This is a genomic window from Cribrihabitans marinus (assembly GCF_900109035.1).
Lineage (GTDB): Bacteria > Pseudomonadota > Alphaproteobacteria > Rhodobacterales > Rhodobacteraceae > Cribrihabitans > Cribrihabitans marinus.
On record NZ_FNYD01000011.1, the window covers coordinates 117,250 to 134,159 of the forward strand.

Consider the following 16,910-nt stretch of genomic DNA (forward strand, 5'->3'; position numbering starts at 1 on the left):
CCGCGCATCAGGCGGGTACAGCTTCTCGTCAAGGGCATTCCGAGGGGACGGGCATGGCGCTGGCAGTTGGGATCGATACGGGCGGCACCTATACCGACGCGGTTCTGATCCGCGACGAGACCGAGGTGGTCGCCTCGGCCAAGTCGCTGACCACACGGCCCGACCTGGCCCTTGGCATCGGCTCGGCGGTGCAGGCCGTTCTGGATCGTGCAGCGGTTCAGGCCGGTGAGGTGTCGCTGACCGCCCTGTCGACGACGCTTGCCACCAATGCGCTGGTCGAGGGCCAGGGCGGGCGCGTCGCCCTTGTCGGCATCGGCTTCCGCCCGGCCGACCTGAACCGGCACGGCTTGGCCGAGGCGCTCAAGGGCGACCCGGTTCTGGCCCTGTCCGGAGGGCACACACATGCCGGAACCGAGGCCGCGCCGTTGGATGAGTCCGCCCTGCGCGCTTTTCTGGAGACGGTCGGCGAGGTTTCGGGCTACGCCGTTGCCGGCCAGTTCGCGACGCGCAACCCGACGCACGAGTCGCGCGCCGCACGGATCATCGCCGAGATCACCGGTCGGCCCGTCACCTGTTCGCATCAGCTTTCGGCCCGACTGAATGGCCCCAAGCGGGCGTTGACGGCGGTTCTGAATGCCCGGCTGATCGGGATGATCGACGATCTGATCGCGCAGGCCCAGGCCGAACTGGCCCGGCTGGGGATCACCGCGCCGCTGATGGTGGTGCGCGGAGACGGGGCGCTGATGTCGGCCGATCAGGCGCGTGCGCGGCCGATCGAGACCATCCTCAGCGGGCCGGCCGCCTCGATCGTCGGCGCGGGTTGGCTGACCGGGCGCAGCGACGCGCTGATCTCGGATATCGGCGGCACCACCACGGACATTGCGCTGATCCGCGACGGGCGGCCGGCCATCGACCCCGAAGGCGCGCTTGTGGGCGGGTTCCGGACCATGGTCGAGGCGGTGGCGATGCGCACCCACGGGCTTGGCGGCGACAGCCAGGTGCATCCCCGCATCGCGGGCCTCGATGGTGGTGTCACGCTGGGGCCACGGCGGGTCCTGCCGCTGTCGCTGCTGGCGCGACAGGCCCCGGATGTCGTGCACCGGGCGCTTGACCGCCAGCTGCGCGCCACGGCCCCCGGAGACCACGATGCCCGGTTCGTCCGCGCGCTGTCGCAGGCGCCCAAGGACGGGCTGGGCGCGCGGGAATGTGCGCTGCTCGAGCGGATCGGGATGCGCGTGGCGCCACTCGACGAAGTGCTGCGCAACCGGATGGATCATGGCGCGCTGGAGCGTCTGACGGGTCGCGGGCTGGTGCAGGTGGCGGGCATCACTCCGACCGATGCCAGCAATGTCCTGGGCCGGATGGATGACTGGGATTCCGAGGCCGCGCGCAAGGGCCTGGATCTGGTTGCCCGCAAACGGGTGGGATCCGGCAATCGCCTGGCCGACGGGGCCGAGACGCTGGCGCGCATGATCGTGGATCAATTGACCTGCCAGACCGAAATCGCCTTGTTAGAGACTGCATTTTCCGAAGAACGCGACCGGTTCGACCTGCCGCCCGAGGACATGGCGCGGCATGTCCTGCTGCGGGCCGGTCTGTCGCGGCATCGCGGATTGCTGGCGCTGGACGCCGCCCTGAACATCGAGGTGGTCGGGCTGGGCGCCTCGGCGGCCAGCTATTACCCGGCCGTCGGCGACCGGCTGCATTGCCCGGTGATCCTGCCGGAGCATGGAGACGTCGCCAACGCCATCGGCGCCGTGGTGGGGCGGGTCACGGTGCGGCGCAGCGGCACGATCACGACACCGGCGGAGGGGAAATACCGTGTGCATCTCGACCACGGCCCCGAGGATCACGCCGACCCGGAAGCCGCGTTGCGACAGCTGGAGGACTCCCTGAGGCTTCAGGTCGCGACCGAGCTGCGCGCGGCGGGCGCCGAAGAGATCCGCCATTCGGTCGCGCGCGACATCCGCACCGCGCAGGTCGAGGCGCGGGAAGTGTTTGTCGAGGCCACCTTGACTGTCGAAGGCAGCGGCCGGCCCCGCATGGCGGTCGGGTGACGCTGCAGCGGTCACAAGAGTGATCCTTTGCGCAACCGCAGCCGTATCAGGATCGGAGGAACCATCATGCTGCGTATTATTGTCGTCATTCTCGCCCTACTCGCCGCTGCGCCATCTGTCGCTCGTGGCGTGGGCGGTACTTTCGCCTCGATCGACGGAGGGACGCATTCGCTGGAGGCCTGGCGCGGGCGGCCGGTGCTGGTCGTGAACACAGCGTCGCAATGCGCCTTCACGGGACAATATGCGGCTCTGCAAAAGGTCTATGATGCCTACAAGGCCCGTGGGCTGGTGGTTCTGGCCGTGCCGTCTGACGATTTCAACCAGGAGTTGGACAGCGCCGCTGAGGTCAAGGCCTTCTGCGAGTTGAACTATGATCTCGACCTTCCCATGACCGATATCACGCCCGTTACCGGGCCGGATGCGCACCCGTTCTACAAGTCGGTCAGGTCGGCCACCGGGTTCGCGCCGCGCTGGAACTTCAACAAGGTGCTGATCGGACCGGATGGCGATGTCGTCGCGACATATGGGTCAGCGACGCGCCCGGATTCCCGCAAGATCGTCGACCGGATCGAGGGGCTGCTGCCCTGAGCCGCCTCAGACTTTGCGACGATTTTAAACGTTAGCCGCGCCTTAACGCCTGCCCGGTTATCCCGATGGGGGGTGATATGAAGGTGGTGGAAATGGGTGCGCAGAGCAATGCGGCGCCGGTCATCATCAAGCGAAAGAAGGTCGTGGGCGGCGAAGGCCACCACGGCGGCGCATGGAAGGTCGCGTATGCGGATTTCGTGACAGCCATGATGGCCTTCTTTCTGCTGATGTGGCTGTTGAACGCAACGACCGAGAAGCAACGCAAAGGCTTGGCGGACTATTTCTCGCCCTCGGTTCCGGTCAGTCCGGTGTCCGGCGGCGGCGACGGTGCCTTTGGCGGCGACACGCTGTTCTCCGAATTCGAGATGGTGCAAAACGACCGCGGCGCCAGCGAGCGCAACGCGACCGAATCGCATCAGGCGCGGGGCACGCTGGGCGTCGACCTGTCCGACCAACGCCGGCCGGAGGGCGAGGAATTCCGCAAGCTCGAAGAGACGCTGCTGGGGCGGAGCGGTGAAAGCCTGGTCTCGGACGCGTTGCGCAGGCACATCGTGACCCGGGTCACCGACGAGGGTTTGATCGTCGAGCTGTTCGCCACGCCGGACCAGCCCTTGTTCGAGCCGCATGACGGCACCCCGACGCCGGTGCTGCGTGGGCTGCTGGGCGCGCTGGCCCAGGCCGCGCAAACCGTCACGAACGGGCTGGCGCTGAGCGGGCATGTCCGGGCGCATCCCGTGGTCCTGGCCCGCAATCCGGTCTGGGACCTGTCCACCGAACGGGCCACGCGCGTGCGCACCGAGCTCGAGGCGCTGGGTGTGGAACCCGCCCGCATGCAGCGCGTGACCGGCCATGCCGACCGCAGCCTTGTCGCCCCCAACCCGATGGCCGCCCGGAACAACCGGATCGAGCTGACATTCCTGCGGAACTGAAGCGTCGGCCTCGCGGCAAGTTCGGGCGAGTTTTATCTGTTAGCGCGCTGTTAAGCGCCGGCGCGGTAGGTGTTGCAGCGGAACCTGATCACCGACACAGCACAAGGGCCAGCCCATGACCATCTCTTCTTCGCTCAATGCCGGTGTGGCGGCGCTGTCGGCCAATGCCAGCCGCCTGGCAACGATTTCCGACAACATCGCGAACGCATCGACCTTCGGCTACAAGCGGGTCGAAACCGATTTCCATTCAATGGTCATCTCGAAATCCGCCGGCAGCTATACCGCCGGCGGCGTCCGCACAACGAATCAGCGGCTTGTCGACCAGCGCGGGTCGCTGGTTTCGACCAACAATGCCACCGATCTTGCGATCCGCGGACGCGGCATGCTTCCGGTAATGCGCAGCTCGCAGCTTGCCGGCGAGGGCGGCGCACCCGAAATGCTGCTGGCGACCACCGGTTCCTTCCGCACGGATGCCGACGGCTATCTGGTGACGGAATCCGGGCTGGCGCTTCTGGGGTGGCCGGCCCTGCCCGACGGGTCGATCCCGAATTTCCCGCGCGACACCGCCGACGGCCTGAAACCGGTCCAGATGAGCGTGAACCAGCTTTCCGGCGCGCCGACAACCAGCATGACGCTGCGCATGAACCTGCCGGCAACCGGCACGGATGCCGGTGCGGCCGGTGACACCCACCCGCTGTCCGTCGAGTATTACGACAACCTCGGAAAATCGGAGAAGATCGACCTGGAGCTGATCCCGACCGTTCCGGCCAACGGCACCTCGAACGAGTGGACTCTGGTGATGCGCGACTCGGCTTCGGGCGGCGGGATCGTCGGGGAATATACGCTGACCTTCGATGACAGCCGTACCGGAGGGGGCACGCTGGCGGATGTGGTGGCCACGACCGGCGGGGCCTATGATCCCGCAACCGGAAGCTTCGTGGTGAATGTCGCCGGCGGGCCGGTCGAGGTGAATATCGGACAACTGGGCGACAGCAGCGGCATCACGCAGCTGTCCGACACATTCGCCCCGGTCTCGATCTCCAAGGACGGCGCGGCCGTCGCCGCGATGACCGGCGTCGACGTGGACGAGAACGGCAACGTCTTCGCGGTGTTCGACAGCGGCATCAGCCGGCGCATGTTCCAGATCCCCCTGGCCGACCTGCCCAACCCGAACGGCATGATCTCGCTGGACAGCCAGACCTATGCACCCTCCCGGGAAAGCGGCACGTTCTTCCTGTGGAATGCCGGTGACGGCCCGACCGGCGAGGTGGTGGGGTTCGCCCGCGAGGAATCGACCACCGACGTGGCCACCGAACTGACCGCCATGATCCAGACGCAGCGCGCCTATTCCTCCAGCGCCAAGGTGATCCAGACGGTCGACGAGATGCTGCAGGAAACCACGAATATCAAACGCTGATCCCAGGGATCGGCCACCGCCGGAGGGTAGATCATGTCGCTGACCACCGCATTCAACGTCGCCCTCAGCGGCCTGACCGCAGCGGGCCGAGCATCCGGGGTGGTGTCGGGAAACATCGCCAACGCGATGACCCCGGGCTATGCCCGCCGCACGTTGGAGCTGAGCGGAAATGTCGTGGGCGGCGGCGTGACCGCGAGCGGCATCACGCGTCATGCCGATCCGGTCCTGATCGCAAACCGGCGCGCGACCGATGCGGAACATGGCCACGCCCAGGCGCTGGACGCCTTTCACGGCGGGCTGGAGTCGTTGATCGGCTCGGTGGATGATCCCGGCTCGATCGTCAACCGGCTGGCGGATTTCGAAAGCGGCCTGATCGCCGCAGCCAGCAACCCGGGGTCCAAGTCCCGGCTGGACGGTGCCGTGCACGATGCCCGTGCGCTTGCCGCCTCGATCTCGGGCGCCGCCGAGGGCCTGCGTGATCTCCGCTCGGACGCGGATCGCCGGATCGGCCAGATGGTCACGCAGCTCAACACCTCGCTGGAGCAGGTCGAGCGGCTCAACGGCAAGATCCGCGCGGTCGAGCTGTCGGGCAGCGACAGCTCGACGCTTGTCGACCAACGCCAAGCGCTTGTCGACGGGATCAACACGCTGATCCCGATCCGGATCGCCCAACGCGGAGATGGCGAAATCGCGCTTTATTCCGAAGGCGGTGCGATCCTGCTGGACGGGCGCGCGGTCGAGATCGGCTTCGAGCCCGCCGCCGAAACCCGCCCGCATATGAGCGTCGACAATGGCCTGCTGTCCGGGCTCGAGATCGCCGGCCGGCCGGTGCGCACACTGGGCCCACAGTCGGTCATTCGCGGCGGGGCCCTGGCCGCCCAGTTCGAGATCCGGGACACACACACCGTCGAGGCTCAGAAGGATCTGGACGCGCTGGCCCGCGACCTGGTTGAACGCATGCAGGATCCCGGCGTGGACCCGACGCGCACGCCGGGTGATGCCGGCCTGTTCACCGACAACGGTACAGCCTTCTCGCCAGCCAACGCCGCAGGGCTGGCCAATCGGCTTGAGGTCCATGTGGCCGTGGACCCGCTTCGCGGCGGCGACAGCTGGCGGCTGCGCGATGGCCTGGGCGCGCCCGTCCCCGGCTCACCCGGCGATGCCAGCCTGCTCAACGCCTTGGGCGACGCGCTTGGCCGTAGCCGCCCCCAGCCGACACCCCGGTTCGGAACCGGCGCGCTGGATTCGGCCGGCGTTGGAGCGGCGCTTCTCTCCAGGACTGCCGAGGCCGCCGGGCAAACGTCCCGGGCGCTCAGTTTCGCCGCCGCCAGCCGGACCGAAATGCAGCGCCTCGAGGCGCAGGCCGGGGTCGATACCGATGCCGAACTGCAGGCACTCATGCGGATCGAACAGGCCTATGCGGCCAACGCGCGTGTGCTTCAGGTCGTCGAGGAACTGACGGACACATTGATGAGGTTGGGAACATGACGGTAACATCGATCGGAGATCTGGCGCGCGGACTGACGCTGCGCGCCCGCAGCGTCCAGATCAAGTCTCAGATCGACACGCTCACAAAGGAGCTGTCCACCGGCAGGACGTCGGATGTGACCGGGCGGCTCAAGGGCGATTACTCGCACCTGGCCGAGCTGGATCGCGGCCTGCGTCGGCTGGACGCGTTCAAGGTCGCCACGTCCGAGGCGGCATTGCTGACAACCGCCATGCAGCAAGGCGCTGAGACGGTGCAGGACAGGGCCGAACGCCTGAGCAACGATGTCATCACCCTGCACCCCTTTGGCCAGGCTGGCAAGCGCGCGCAGGTCGCATCGAATGCGGCGCAGGATCTGCAAACCATGGTCGCGGCCCTGAACGTTTCGGCGGGCGGGCGGGCGGTGTTCTCCGGTGTCGAGACCGACACGTCGCCGCTGGCGGATCACGATACGCTGCTGACCGGACTGCGGTCGGCGATTTCCGGCCAGCCGAGCGTGGCGGACATGATGACGGCGGCGCGGGACTGGTTCTCGGACCCGTCCGGTTTCGAAGCACAGATCTATCGCGGGGCGGACCGGAACCTGGCCCCGACCCGGCTGTCCGAGACGGATACCGTATCGCCCGGTATCCGCGCCGATGCCGCTGCCTTTCGGGACGTGCTTCGATCGACCGCCCTCCTGGCTCTCTCGACGGATCCCGGCCTGGGTCTGACCTCCGGTGAGCAGGCAGAGCTCATCGACACCGCCGGCGGCGATCTGCTGGCCGGCCGCGACGGCCTGACCGCCCTCCGGGCGGAGATCGGCTTTGACGAGGCGCGGATCGCGGACGCACAGGCACAGAACTCGGCGGCCCGAACGTCACTGGACTATGCCCGAAACGAGCTGGTGGCCGCCGACCCGTTCGACGTCGTCACCCGGCTGGAAGCCGCGCAGTTCCAGCTGGAGAGCCTCTATTCGGCAACCGTTCGCACCGCGAACCTGTCCCTCGTGAACTTCCTGCGATGACCGTGCTCCGCTTCCTTATCCCCTTTCTGATCCTTCCCGCGGCGCTGCAGGCCGGTGCAATCCGGCTGAAGGATCTCGTCGATTTCGACGGTGTTCGCGGCAACGATCTGGTGGGCTACGGCCTGGTCGTGGGGCTGAACGGTACCGGTGACGGCCTGCGCAACGCGCCCTTCACCGAAGAGATCATGTCAAACATTCTCGAGCGCCTCGGCGTCAACGTCACAGGCGAGCAGTTCCGCCCCAAGAACGTGGCGGCGGTGTTCGTGACCGCCGGGCTGCCGCCGTTCTCGCGGGTGGGCAGCCAGATCGACGTCACGGTCTCGGCGATCGGCGATTCCAAGAGCCTGCTGGGCGGCACGTTGATCATGACGCCGCTCAACGCGGCGGACGGGCAGATCTATGCGGTGGCTCAGGGGACGGTCCTGGCCGGTGGTGCCGTAGCCGAGGGTGACGCCGCCTCGGTCGTTCGCGGCGTGCCGACATCCGGTGTGATCCCGTCCGGCGCGCGCGTCGAACGCGAGATCGAGTTCGACCTCGCGTCGCTGACCCGTCTGCGCCTCGCCCTGCGCGAGCCGGACTTCACCACGGCCGGCCGGATCGAGACCGCGATCAACCGCGCGTTCAACAGGCAGGTGGCGATCATGCGCGATGCCGGAACCGTCGAACTGGACATCACTCGGACAAGGGCGGCCTCGACCGCCCATGCCATTGGCCGGATCGAGAACATCCTGGTCGAGCCCGAGCGCAAGGCCCGGGTCATCGTCGACCAACGCTCGGGCACCATCGTGATGGGCGACGATGTCCGGATCTCGCGCGTCGCCGTCTCGCAGGGGAACCTGACGCTTCGGGTCGAGGAGGCACCCTTGGCGGTGCAGCCGAATCCCTTTGCCCAAGGGGAAACCGTCGTCGTGCCGAGAACCAATGCGGCAATCGACGAGGATGAGGGTATCAAGTTGGCGGAAGTCCCGGAAAGCGCCTCGCTGTCCGATGTGGTTGCGGGCCTGAACGCGCTGGGGGTCTCGCCGCGGGACATGATCGACATCCTCAAGACGATCAAGGCGGCGGGTGCGCTGCACGCCGAGTTCGTGGTCCGCTGACGCCAGCGCCGCGAACCGGGTGGGTCCGCTGGACAATCCGACCAAAGAGAGTTGCCGGGTGGCCCGCGCAGCGGTCGGCGAGAAGGGACTTTCGCTGATACAGAGCCTAATTGCTGCTTGGCGTGACCCTTCGTTCGCCAGCGCCGAGGCCAAGGGTCTCCTGCGGGACAGGCGTCAGCCTTCCCGCAGAGTCTCGCCCACCAGTTCCTGTCCCGCCGAACCAACCGCCACGACACCAGCCCCGGGCCGGCCCACTACCGAAACCGCAAATCGGTGGAGCGATCACTCGGCTGAAAGCCATGCGAGTCGGGGCATGGCGCGGGATGCAGGGATTGCGGGCACATGGACACCCGCCGCAGGTCAGAGAACAGGCTGCGAAGTGATCAGGGCGCGTAGCTGCGCACCAGCGCCGCCGCGATCAGCGACCAGCCGTCAGCGATCACGAAGAACGCCAGCTTGAACGGCAGCGAAACCGTGGCCGGCGGCACCATCATCATGCCCATCGACATCAGCACCGCAGCGACCACCAGGTCGATGATCAGGAACGGCAGGAAAACCAGGAACCCGATCTGAAAGGCGCGAGCAATCTCGGACAGCATGAAGGACGGCACCAGGATTGACAGGCCGGACTCGGGCGATGGCGCGAGATTCGAAACCCCCGGCCGCAGGTTGGCCATGGTCGCGAACGTCTCGCCGTCAACCCGGGCCGCCATGAACGCCTTGAACGGCGCGATCGCCCGCTCCATTGCAGGCTCGACGGCGAGGGTCTCCTGCATCATCGGCTGAATCCCGGTCTGCCACGCCTCGGCAAAGACCGGCTCCATCACGAAATAGGTCAGAAAAAGGGCCAGGCTGACGATCAACATGTTGGGCGGCGATTGTTGCAGCCCGATGCCTTGCCGGAGGATCGCCAGGACAGTGACCAGGAAGGGGAAACAAGTGATCATGATGGCCAGGCCCGGCGCCAGGCTGAGCACCGAGATCAGCAGGATGAGCTGGATCGAGCGCGCTGTGATCGATCCGCCCTCGCCCAGCGAGACCGAGATGTCCTGGGCCGCCGCCATGTCCGGCCAGAGCGCGGGCAGCAGACCGGCCAGCGCCGCCGCGGCCAGCAGGGACGCCCGGGTCATCCCAACCCGTTCTGCAGATCGGCGATTTCCGTCAGCCGCACGGCCAGCTGGCCGGCCTGATCGCCGTCCAGCTCCTCCAGCTGGCCCCGCGCCACCAGCTTGTCGCCGACGTAGAGGTCGACCGGATCCTCGACCCGCTTGTCCAGGGTCAGGACCGCGTTCTCTCCAAGCCCGACAAGATCGCGGATCAGCGGGCGGGCCCGGCCCACCGAGACCACGATCTCGATCGGGACAGATGTGAAGGGGCTGGGCGCGTCCTGGTCGGGTTCGGTCGGCTTATCCATGATCAAGGCCCTCGCTGGCTTGGTGAATATAGGTGTCCATGGCCTCGGAAATCGACGCCAGGAGGCGGTTGCAATCGATGTCCCGCTCGGCCTGCCCGATCCTCAGGCTGGCCTGCCCCGGCGGCAGGGATGCCTCCTCGATCAGTTGGACGGGCAGGGAGAAGTCGCGGTCCAGAATCGGCTGCAACGCCTTGCCGGCGCCCTTGGGCACGACCAGAAGAGCAGGCTGCGCGATGTCCTCGCTCGCCATGTCGTTCAGTTGCTCGACGATGTGATGGCCAAAGCTCCGGTTCAACGCATCCGGCAAGACAGTCCCGACCAGGCCCTGAAACAGTGGCCGGAGCGAAACCGCCATCTGCGCCAGGGCCTCGTGATAGGTGAAGGACAGGTCCTCGAGGGTCTTTGCCAGGCCGCTGACGACCCGATCGTCTTCTGTCGCCTGGGCGGCAACTGCATCCTCCCAGCCGGCGGCATAACCCTGTTCGAATGCGGCCAACCTGCGTTCTTCCAGCGTATCCTCGTCGATCAGCTGCAAACGGCCGGCCGCCATCGGGTCCACGGTGAAATCCTCGAGTAGATGCGCGATGGTCATCAGGCCTTCTCCTCGCTCTCTTCCAGCCAGCTGCGCAGGATCTCGACGGTGTCCTCCTGCCGGTCGCCAATCATCTGGCGCAACCGGTGGACAGCGTCATCCCCGCGGCCTACCGGCGCAGGCAACCCCTCAGCTGGCCCGCCCGGCACCGGATGCCTCGCGTCGCCGGCGTCGTCGATCTCGCCGGTCAGGACAGGGCCCGCACGACCTTGGACATCCGGATCGGCCGCGAGATCCGGCAGTGCCACCTGCGCACCCGACGGGCCGCCGGCCAGGATCGGTCGGATGACGAACAGTCCCAGCACAAGGGCCACGACGGCCAGCGTTGCCAGCTGGACCATCGACATGACATCGAGCGCCATCCCCTGTATCAGGCCGGGCACGGCAGCGGTTCCGGCCGGTTCCGCCTGCGGCAGCTCCATCGACTTGATCGTGATGACATCGCCGCGCTCCGCGTCGAATCCCACCGCCGAGGCGACCAGTTCGCGCAAGGCCTCGAGCTCTTCCTGGGCGCGGGGCTGCATCGTCGCGGCGCCGGTGTCGTCGGCCCCAGGCACCGCGTTCACCAGGACCGCCACGGTCAGACGCTTGACCGCCCCGGGGACGCGCAGGATTTCAAGCTCGGTTTCGGACACCTCGTAATTGACCCGCTCGCGCGATGTGCTGGCCTGCGAGTTCGATTCGTCGCCGGCCGCGTCGCCGTCCGGCAGGTTCGAGGCCACGGTGACATCTCCCGACAGGTTCTTCGAACTGTCGGACCGTTCCTCGACATCGGTGCTGATCGCGACCCGCCCTTCGGGATCGAAACGGCGTTCGCGGATCGATTCGGTCTCGGTCACCGTGTCCAGACTCACCTCGACGACCGCATTGCCGGTCCCCACGCGCGCCTCGACCAGCCGCAGAACCCGCTCGCGCAGCCCCTGCGCGCGGTCCTCGACCGGGGCGGTGACGGTGTTGGCGTCCGGCCCGCCGATCACCCGGCCATTGGCGTCGATGATCGCGACCTGCTCGACTTGCAACCCGGTAACGGCGGACGCCACGAGATATCGGATGGCCTCGGCCTGCTCCGGCGTCACGCGGCCGCTGGCCGGGGTCACCGAGACCGAGGCCGAAGGCTCGGCGCCGCGCTGGAACGGGTTTGCCGTACTGGCGGCGATATGCACGCGCGCCTGGGCCAGCTGCGGGCTGGCCACGATCGTCCTGGCCAACTCGCCTTCCTTGGCGCGCCAATAGGCGGCATCGAACATTTGCGACGTGGTGCCGAACCCGTTGAGCGAGTCGAGCAGCTCGTAGCCACGTCCGCCGTTGGCCGGCAGCCCCTCGCTGGCCAGCTTTAGGCGCAGTTCGTCGCGTTGGGACGCCGGCACGTAAATCGACCCGCCCCGCACATCATAGACAGTTCCGCGCTGCTCCAACGCGCGCACCACGTCGCCGGCGGATCCGCTCTCCAAGCCGGCATAGAGCAAGGTCATCGTCGGAGTGGCGGCCATTCGCGACACCACGCCGATGCTCAGAACGACCCCCAGGGCCGCCGCGATGACCACGATCTGTCGCCTCTTGTCCAGGCTTGCCCAGACCTCTCCCAACTTCTGCACACCTACCTCCGTCCTGCCGACGTTCTGTCTGGCCCCTCCGTTTTGCGCGATGGGACTTAACAATCGGTTAGTTCCTTGCGGGTTATGAAACTGGCCACGGAAACGGAGCGAGACGTGATGACCGACAGCACGGGCGAGACAGCCGAGACGCCGAAGAAAAGCGGGAAATCCCGGCTGATTCTGGGCCTTCTGCTCGCCGCGGCCGGGGCCGGTGGCGGGTATTTCGCCACGGTCTCGGGGGCGATTCCCCTGAGCGCGCAAAAAGGCGTAAAGCCCGAGAAGACGGACGCGCCGCCGGCGCTGGCCGATATCGCTTATGTGGATCTGCCGCCGATCCTGGTCACGCTGCAATCCGGCGGCGCGATGCGTCACCTGAAGTTTCATGCGCAGCTTGAGGTCGAAAGCGCGCAGCGGGAGGCGGTGGAACAGGTCGTGCCGCGGATCCTCGATGTGCTCAACGGCTACCTGCGCGCGCTGGAGCCCGGTGAACTGACCGAACCGCTCGCGCTGGTCCGGCTGCGCGGCCAGATGCTGCGCCGCATCGCCATCGTCGCCGGGGACGGGCGGGTCCGGGATCTGCTCGTCGCCGAATTCGTGCTGAACTAGGAGGAGAGCTTGGAACTGGTCGCAGATATCCTACTCGCCGCCGGCGCCTTGGGGGCGGGGCTCTATTGCTTTGTCCTGGCGCGCCGGCTCAAACGGTTCAACGACCTGGAAAAAGGTGTCGGCGGCGCGGTTGCCGTGTTGTCGTCGCAGGTCGATACGCTGTCCAGAACGTTGGCCGCGGCCCAGGCTGCATCGGGCAATTCGAACGCCGCACTCGACGAGCTGACGCGCAATGCCGAGGCCGTCGCGAAACGCCTGGAACTGATGATGGCGGCCATGCATGACGTTCCGCCACCGAAGCCGGAGCCAGAGCAGGCAAATGCAGGTGAGACGAAAGCCCAGGACCAAGAGACACCAAAGCCGGCTGTCACTCCGGGCGTCATGTTCATGCGCCATGACCGGTCCGGGACGGGAGGCATCTGATGGCCTGGGGCGCGCCCAGAGCGCGACGCAAGAAAGGCCGGGGCGGCCCGCTGGTCTTGCTCGCGGCGCTTCTGATCGGCTCGGCGGCCCTGCGCGTCGCCCTCGAGGCACCGCCGGCGCTGGCCCGCAGTTCCGCCGACCGGCCCGCCAAAATGGACACGGAACCGGCAGGTGCCACCAAGGCCGATCTGCAGCACACGCTTTCGGCCCTGCAAGCCCGCGAAGCCCGGCTTCAATCGCGCGAGGCGGCGCTGGCCGAGCGGCTGAAAGCCCTGGAGGTCGCGGAACGGGCCATCGACACACGGATGACCGCCCTTGAGGCTGCAGAGGAGTCGCTCCGACAGACCCTGGCGTTGGCCGAAGTCGCCGCCGAGGACGACCTGACCGCGCTGACCGATATGTACCAGCGGATGAAGCCGAAGGACGCGGCCGCCCTTTTCGAGGAGATGGACCCCGAATTCGCCGCCGGGTTTCTGGCACGGATGCCCGCGGAGGCCGCGGCCGGTATCCTCGCCGGCCTGAGCCCAACTACCGCCTACACCGTCAGCGTCGTGCTGGCCGGGCGGAACGCGTCGGTGCCCAGAAACTGAACCCCTAACACGTCGAAGAAGGAGCGTTGCTATGATCGGACTGGTGGGGATCGTGCTGATTTTCGCGATGGTCTTCGGCGGCTACCTGGCCGCCGGCGGCAAGATGGCGATCATCCTCAAGTCCCTGCCCTTCGAGCTGATGATGATCGGCGGCGCGGCGGTCGGCGCCTTCCTGATCGGCAACGACATCGGCGGCGTGAAGCACACGCTCAAGGATATCGGCAAGGTCTTCAAGGGTCCGAAATGGAAACCCGAGGACTACAAGGACCTGTTGTGCCTGCTATTCGCGCTGATCCGGATCGCCCGCCAGAACCCGGTCGAGGTCGAGCAGCATATCGAGGATCCCGACGGCTCGGCGTTGTTCTCGAAATATCCCAGGATCCAGCAGGACCGCGAGGCCATCGCGCTGATCTGCGATACGCTGCGCTCGGCCTCGATGAACTATGACGACCCGCACCAGGTCGAGGAGGTGCTGGAAAAGCGGATGGATGCGAACCTGCACCACGCGATGCATTCCAGCCATGCACTTCAGACCATGGCCGACGGCCTTCCAGCGCTGGGAATCGTCGCCGCGGTGCTGGGCGTCATCAAGACGATGGGGTCGATCGACCAGCCGCCCGAGGTTCTGGGCCGGCTCATCGGCGGCGCGCTGGTGGGCACCTTCCTGGGTGTTTTCCTGGCCTATGGCCTGGTCGGACCGTTCGCCGCCAAGGTGAAGGCCGTCGTCGAGGAGGACAGCCACTTCTACCAGTTGATCCGCGAGGTTCTGGTGGCGAACCTGCACAACCATGCCGCCGCGATCTGCATCGAGGTTGGACGCCAGAACACCCCCTCGCATTGCCGGCCGGACTTCACCGACCTGGAAGAGGCCCTGAAATCCATCAAGCAGGATGCCGCCTGATGCGCTGGCACCATGCATTGCTCCTGTGCCTGTGGCTGGTCGCAACACCGCTCTCGGCCCAGACGGTAACCGTGCGATCCGGTGAACATGGCAGCTTCACGCGGCTCACGATTCCGCTGCCCGATGGCGTGACCTGGAGCCTCGAACAGTCCGGACGGCTGGCCCGGTTGCGGCTGGATGGGGGCGACGTCACCTTTGGGCTCGACCGGATCTTCGACCGGATCGGGCGCAACAGGCTGACGGAGATCCGCGTCGACGGATCCGACGGCCGGCTCGAACTGCGCCTTGCCTGCCGCTGCGTTGTAAACGGCCGCTTGGCGGACGGATCGTTGCTCGTCCTCGACATCCGCCCGGGCGAGCCGCCCGACCGGCCCGATCCGCTGCGCCTGCCCCTCAGTTTCGACATGGCGGGGCTGGCTGGACTGCATGATCCCGACGCACCGAACCCGGGCGATGATGGGTCGCCCGGCCCGGCGTCCCCGATTGCAAGCCGGTCCGCGCCGGCCATCTCGGCACAGGACCGCCTGTTGAGCCAAATCCGCCGCGCCGTCCGCCAGGATCTTTTGAATGCCATGCCGAACCCGCCGGATCGGTCGGCGGTCTCGTCCCGGCCGGAATTGGCCGGTGATGGCGACCACCTGGCGGTGATTACCGCGATCGACCGTGACATGCAGGGTGCCTCGCTGCGCGGGCCTGGAAGCAGCGCGGCGGACATCTGCCTTCCCGAGGACAGCCTGGCAATCGAGACATGGGGCGGCGACGCGCCGTTCGAGCAACAGGTAGGCCCGCTTCGGGCACGCCTTTTCCGAGAGTTCGACCGCGCCGATCCCGAGACGGCCAGGACGCTGGCCCGGCTCTACCTGCATTTCGGCTTCGGCGCGGAAGCGGCAACGGTTCTGGAACTCCTGCCGGACGCAAGGGACCGCGACAAGGCCTTGGTGTCGCTGGCCCACTTGCTGGATCGCCGACCGGAGCCCCCCGGGTTGTCCCTGAGGGATCAGGCCGCATGCAGGACCGTGGCGGCGATGTGGGCGGTCCTGGCGGGGGGCGATTCACCGCCGGCGGAACTGGACCAGGACGCGGTTCTGCGCGGTTTTGCGCGACTTCCGAAACACCTCCGACCCGAAATCGGGCCGCGCCTGGCAGAGGCGCTTGTGCGGGCCGGGCGGACCGAGGCGGCATCGACCGTCCTGCGGGCGGTGCGGCGCACGGTGCCCGGCTCGCCACCGCCTGTGGCGATGGCCGAAGCCGAACTTGCCGCCGCGATCGGCAATCCGGATATGAGGCGCGACAAGTTGGTCCGCGTCCTCGATGCCCAATCGGACCCGCAGGAGGCGCCCCGCGCGCTTCTTGCCCTGGTCGAAACGGCCTGGACCGAGCGAAGCGGGTTGGCGGCGGAGACAGTGGCGCTGGCCGCTGCCTTCGCCGCGGAGCTGCGTCACACCGAACTTGGTGCCGAGCTCCGGCAAGCCCATCTGCTTGCGCTCGCGCTGTCCGGCGAGTTCGATCCGGCCTTCGAAGCGTTGGCGGCCGACGATCGGTTGGACCCCGAGGATGTCCGGGTCACGCGCAACCGCCTGGTGACGCTGACTGCGGAATCCGCCGACGACATCACCTTTCTGACCCACGTGCTGGCCGATTTGACCCCCCGGCCCGGAGCGCTTGATCCCCAAACGATCGACCGGATCGGGGCGCGACTGCTGAAGATCGGATTTGCCGACGAAGCCTTCGCCATTCTGGACACGCCGTTCGAAGTCACGGCCAGCGACACGCGGCGCCTGTTGCGGGCCGAGGCGGCGATTTCGTCCGGACGGCCGAATCGCGCGCTGCTCGACCTTCTCGACCACCCGGACGACACCGCGACGGCCCTGCGCGCCCGCGCCCTGATGGCGATAGGCAACCTGGAGGAAGCCGGCGCACAGGCCCGGGCCGCCGGCCTGGTCGACCTGGCGGCGCAGGCCGCCTGGCAGGACGACCGATGGACGGCGATGCCGCCGAACGCGCCCGAGTCCTATCGCACGGCCACCGAGTTGGCGCGCGCGCTCGATCGTCCCCCGCCGCCTGGACCCTACGCGCGCCTGTCCGACGCACGCGCCCTGCTGGAGGACAGCAACGGTGCGAGAGAGCGGATCGACGCATTGCTTTCGGTCATCGAGTAACGTTCGCCGGGTTCATCCGCGGTTACCGAATCTCAAGACGCGGCCGCTAG

General features: G+C 67.3%; 16 protein-coding genes. 12 read left to right on the top strand and 4 right to left on the bottom strand.

Features of this window, described 5'->3' with window-relative positions; translation table 11 throughout:
• Positions 1-53: 53 nt before the first annotated feature.
• The 7 genes from BMX57_RS17245 (at position 54) to BMX57_RS17275 (ending at position 8,580) form a co-directional block, all read left to right on the top strand.
• On the top strand, positions 54-2,057 hold the full coding sequence (locus BMX57_RS17245; RefSeq protein WP_092370121.1) for a hydantoinase/oxoprolinase family protein: 2,004 nt from the start codon (positions 54-56) through the stop codon (positions 2,055-2,057).
• Positions 2,058-2,123: 66 nt separating this feature from the next.
• Entirely contained in the window at positions 2,124-2,645 is a 522-nt protein-coding gene (locus BMX57_RS17250) for a glutathione peroxidase (RefSeq protein WP_092370124.1), read from the top strand.
• A gap of 92 nt (positions 2,646-2,737) precedes the next feature.
• Positions 2,738-3,574: an OmpA/MotB family protein gene (locus BMX57_RS17255; RefSeq protein WP_092370256.1), complete on the top strand. Its 837-nt coding sequence runs from the start codon at positions 2,738-2,740 to the stop codon at positions 3,572-3,574.
• A gap of 115 nt (positions 3,575-3,689) precedes the next feature.
• On the top strand, positions 3,690-4,991 hold the full coding sequence (locus BMX57_RS17260) for a flagellar hook protein FlgE (RefSeq protein ID WP_092370128.1): 1,302 nt from the start codon (positions 3,690-3,692) through the stop codon (positions 4,989-4,991).
• A gap of 33 nt (positions 4,992-5,024) precedes the next feature.
• Complete coding sequence (gene flgK / locus BMX57_RS17265; RefSeq protein WP_092370131.1) at positions 5,025-6,479, top strand: flagellar hook-associated protein FlgK; 1,455 nt, start codon at positions 5,025-5,027, stop codon at positions 6,477-6,479.
• Positions 6,476-7,483, top strand: a complete 1,008-nt coding sequence (locus BMX57_RS17270; RefSeq protein WP_092370134.1) for a flagellin — start codon at positions 6,476-6,478, stop codon at positions 7,481-7,483. The genes flgK and BMX57_RS17270 overlap by 4 nt, the downstream gene beginning before the upstream one ends.
• A complete protein-coding gene (locus BMX57_RS17275; RefSeq protein WP_092370137.1) occupies positions 7,480-8,580 on the top strand; it encodes a flagellar basal body P-ring protein FlgI in 1,101 nt (366 codons plus the stop codon). Before BMX57_RS17270 ends, BMX57_RS17275 begins: the two co-directional genes overlap by 4 nt.
• 383 nt (positions 8,581-8,963) lie before the next feature.
• On the opposite strand, the gene fliP is transcribed toward BMX57_RS17275, so the two are convergent.
• Genes fliP through fliF form a run of 4 tightly spaced genes read right to left on the bottom strand, consistent with a single transcriptional unit; the run spans position 8,964 to position 12,181 of the window.
• Positions 8,964-9,710 carry a flagellar type III secretion system pore protein FliP gene (gene fliP / locus BMX57_RS17280; protein ID WP_092370140.1) on the bottom strand — a complete coding sequence of 249 codons (747 nt, stop codon included), beginning with the start codon at positions 9,708-9,710 and terminating at the stop codon, positions 8,964-8,966.
• Positions 9,707-9,994 (bottom strand): FliM/FliN family flagellar motor switch protein, encoded by a 288-nt coding sequence (locus tag BMX57_RS17285; protein ID WP_092370143.1) that lies wholly within the window; start codon positions 9,992-9,994, stop codon positions 9,707-9,709. The genes fliP and BMX57_RS17285 overlap by 4 nt, the downstream gene beginning before the upstream one ends.
• The gene (locus tag BMX57_RS17290; protein ID WP_092370146.1) at positions 9,987-10,586 is read right to left on the bottom strand and encodes an ABC transporter ATP-binding protein; all 600 of its coding nucleotides are present in this window, start codon (positions 10,584-10,586) and stop codon (positions 9,987-9,989) included. Before BMX57_RS17290 ends, BMX57_RS17285 begins: the two co-directional genes overlap by 8 nt.
• Positions 10,586-12,181 (bottom strand): flagellar basal-body MS-ring/collar protein FliF, encoded by a 1,596-nt coding sequence (gene fliF / locus BMX57_RS17295; RefSeq protein ID WP_092370149.1) that lies wholly within the window; start codon positions 12,179-12,181, stop codon positions 10,586-10,588. Before fliF ends, BMX57_RS17290 begins: the two co-directional genes overlap by 1 nt.
• A gap of 117 nt (positions 12,182-12,298) precedes the next feature.
• On the opposite strand from fliF, the gene BMX57_RS17300 reads away from it, so the two are divergent.
• From BMX57_RS17300 to BMX57_RS17320, 5 genes are read left to right on the top strand one after another with little or no spacing between them, the layout of a single operon-like run.
• Entirely contained in the window at positions 12,299-12,787 is a 489-nt protein-coding gene (locus BMX57_RS17300; protein WP_092370152.1) for a flagellar basal body-associated FliL family protein, read from the top strand.
• A gap of 9 nt (positions 12,788-12,796) precedes the next feature.
• Positions 12,797-13,210, top strand: a complete 414-nt coding sequence (locus tag BMX57_RS17305; protein WP_092370155.1) for a hypothetical protein — start codon at positions 12,797-12,799, stop codon at positions 13,208-13,210.
• Positions 13,210-13,800: a MotE family protein gene (locus tag BMX57_RS17310; protein ID WP_092370158.1), complete on the top strand. Its 591-nt coding sequence runs from the start codon at positions 13,210-13,212 to the stop codon at positions 13,798-13,800. Before BMX57_RS17305 ends, BMX57_RS17310 begins: the two co-directional genes overlap by 1 nt.
• Before the next feature lie 31 nt (positions 13,801-13,831).
• Entirely contained in the window at positions 13,832-14,701 is an 870-nt protein-coding gene (motA, locus tag BMX57_RS17315; RefSeq protein WP_092370161.1) for a flagellar motor stator protein MotA, read from the top strand.
• Positions 14,701-16,860, top strand: coding sequence for a hypothetical protein (locus BMX57_RS17320; protein WP_092370164.1), 2,160 nt, complete (start codon positions 14,701-14,703; stop codon positions 16,858-16,860). The genes motA and BMX57_RS17320 overlap by 1 nt, the downstream gene beginning before the upstream one ends.
• The last annotated feature ends 50 nt before the right edge of the window (positions 16,861-16,910 follow it).